This window comes from Streptomyces sp. NPDC047042, assembly GCF_040644035.1.
In the GTDB taxonomy this organism is placed as follows: Bacteria; Actinomycetota; Actinomycetes; order Streptomycetales; family Streptomycetaceae; genus Streptomyces.
In genome coordinates this window covers 1-1,988 of record NZ_JBEYVP010000108.1, presented here as the reverse complement: position 1 = coordinate 1,988, position 1,988 = coordinate 1, and the positions used below count along the sequence as shown (strand labels likewise).

Here is a 1,988-nt window from a genome sequence, read left to right as displayed (position 1 = left end):
GGACGGGGCTTGTGGAAAGTCGCGGGACGCAGCTTCATCGTGCAGCACCTCCTGCACCCCCACGAGCTGGCGCTCTTCGACACCGACGCCCGCATGGAGATTATTGGATCCAACGCCTTCCCGGCCTCTGCGCCCTGAGGCTTGTCCCGGGCGACGCGCGAGCGATCACCGACGACTCGGTACACGCCTCGCGCACCATCCAGGGGCGTAGAGAGCAAGCAATGTGGTCAGAAAGTAGATCAAGGCCACCAGGCTCATTTGACTATTTCCGTCGGCGCTGAAGAACAAAACGAGGACGGACATTACTCCAAAAATGCCCACCCAGAAGGCTACAGGGGTGCACCTGGCTTTAGTATTGGAACTGGCCCACCAGCTGAAGATGACGAACAATACTGTGATTCCGAAGAAAATCTGGAAGGCTGTTTCCCGGAGCGGCGACTCAGGGGCATTCAGCCACATCGTAACGTCCACGTCGGCGGGGCTGTCCGTCTCTGCGATCGCCCTCGGCAGGTGGGCAGCGAGGAAGTAGCTCAGGACCAGGAAGACAGTCTGCACCGCAAGTGCTGCGCACAACGACGCGACAGACATCAGACGTACTGCTGCAGGGATCTCAGAGGCTTTCGCATAAAGAATCCGAAGACCACTGTGTGTTGATCTTGCCCACGTAAACCAGGCATGAAGGGCCATCCCGATGACCGCGACGTAGAGGATGAAACTGTCGGGTCCGAATATTGTCTCCAGGATGGATTTGTAAATGTCATCTGGCTCTACTGGATCTGGCGCAGCCATTCGGTTCCCCCCTGAAGTATTTTCCTCTGACTCGGCGCAACCGAGACACAGTGCCCCTGATTGTGAGCCGCGAAGTAGAAACTTGACAGGAGTGTTTCCAAATGGAGACAAAGCATCCACCGCACGGGGTAACCCTGTGCGCGCCCGTTACCGTTACAACGCCGCCGATAGCAGCAACCACCCGCGCGACAAACTCGCTTGCAACGATGCACGTGTGGCCGCCCTGAAGCACTCGCCTTCCAGCTGCGCCGCACCGCATGCCGTCACCTGCATCGTGAGCTTCACCTGGCACCCGAAGCACCCTGCGCCACCCCGTCCGACAGCGTGCCCGCCAATGTCCGCAACCTCGGCTACGGCTACGGCTTCCACCACGACCATCACGACACCGAAACGCCACGAATGGCTCTGCCCAGCACACCCACAGATCCAGCGGGCCACTACCTACTCGGCCGCCGCATCCTGGACCTGACGGATCAGCTCAACGCCAGCGCGTCGTACGAGGAAGCCGCCTACCTCGTCGACCAGGTCCTGGAACCGACCGACGGACTCCTCGAACGCCTCGCCGAATTCTTCGAGGCAGCAGCCGAGAAGACCAACGAGTCCGGACGCGAGGACGGGTTCGACCTGCACGACGACCTCCAGGAAGCCGCAGCCACGGTGCGCGCCCTCGGCGAAGACCTGCACGTCGTCGTCGACCGGATCCACGCCCTGGCCAGCCCCCCGCGCCTGAGCTGGCAGACAGGCGTGGCCGACCCCCACGCCACCACCCACAGAGTGCCCCGATCCCCGGCCGCCCCACCCCCGTCATCCGCACCGGCTCCCGGCCGTACCCGCTGACCGCGCATCAGGAGCCCATGCCCACCTCCGCCGCCGACCTGTCCGCCTTCGCCACCGCCCTCGCCCAGCACCTGCCCGGCACCTGGAGCAGCGAGGATGAAGCCTTCCCCGCCTTCGAGGACCAGCGGCCGGCCGCTGACCGGCTCTGGGACTGCGACCCCGCCCACACCGCGTTGTGCAACTACGACCTCCATCACGGTGCTCTGCTCCACGGCCCCGGCGACGCGCGGCTGTCCGTCATCGACCGGCCGCGCAACCCGCACCGGTTCCTGGTGGCCCCGCTGAAACCCCAGGGCGTCAGGCGGCACAACGTCCGCGCGACGGCCGACCTGTTGATGGGCATCAGCGTCACCGACGATCCA

At 64.0% G+C, this 1,988-nt stretch carries 2 protein-coding genes and 1 pseudogene; 2 read left to right on the top strand and 1 reads right to left on the bottom strand.

Annotated features, from left to right (window positions below):
• Positions 1 to 165: 165 nt before the first annotated feature.
• Positions 166 to 789 carry a hypothetical protein gene (locus tag ABZ855_RS48245; protein ID WP_360820423.1) on the bottom strand — a complete coding sequence of 208 codons (624 nt, stop codon included), beginning with the start codon at positions 787 to 789 and terminating at the stop codon, positions 166 to 168.
• A 324-nt stretch (positions 790 to 1,113) separates the two neighbouring features.
• Between ABZ855_RS48245 and ABZ855_RS48240 the strand changes: the two genes are divergently transcribed.
• Both ABZ855_RS48240 and ABZ855_RS48235 read left to right on the top strand, forming a co-directional pair.
• Entirely contained in the window at positions 1,114 to 1,626 is a 513-nt protein-coding gene (locus ABZ855_RS48240) for a hypothetical protein (protein WP_360820420.1), read from the top strand.
• 17 nt (positions 1,627 to 1,643) lie between these two features.
• A pseudogene (locus tag ABZ855_RS48235) lies at positions 1,644 to 1,988 on the top strand (hypothetical protein); the annotation flags it as partial.

Excerpts from the sequence above, each read along its gene's own strand:
- ABZ855_RS48245 (WP_360820423.1), bottom strand. The coding sequence starts at position 789 with ATGGCTGCGCCAGATCCAGTAGAGCCAGATGACATTTACAAATCCATC.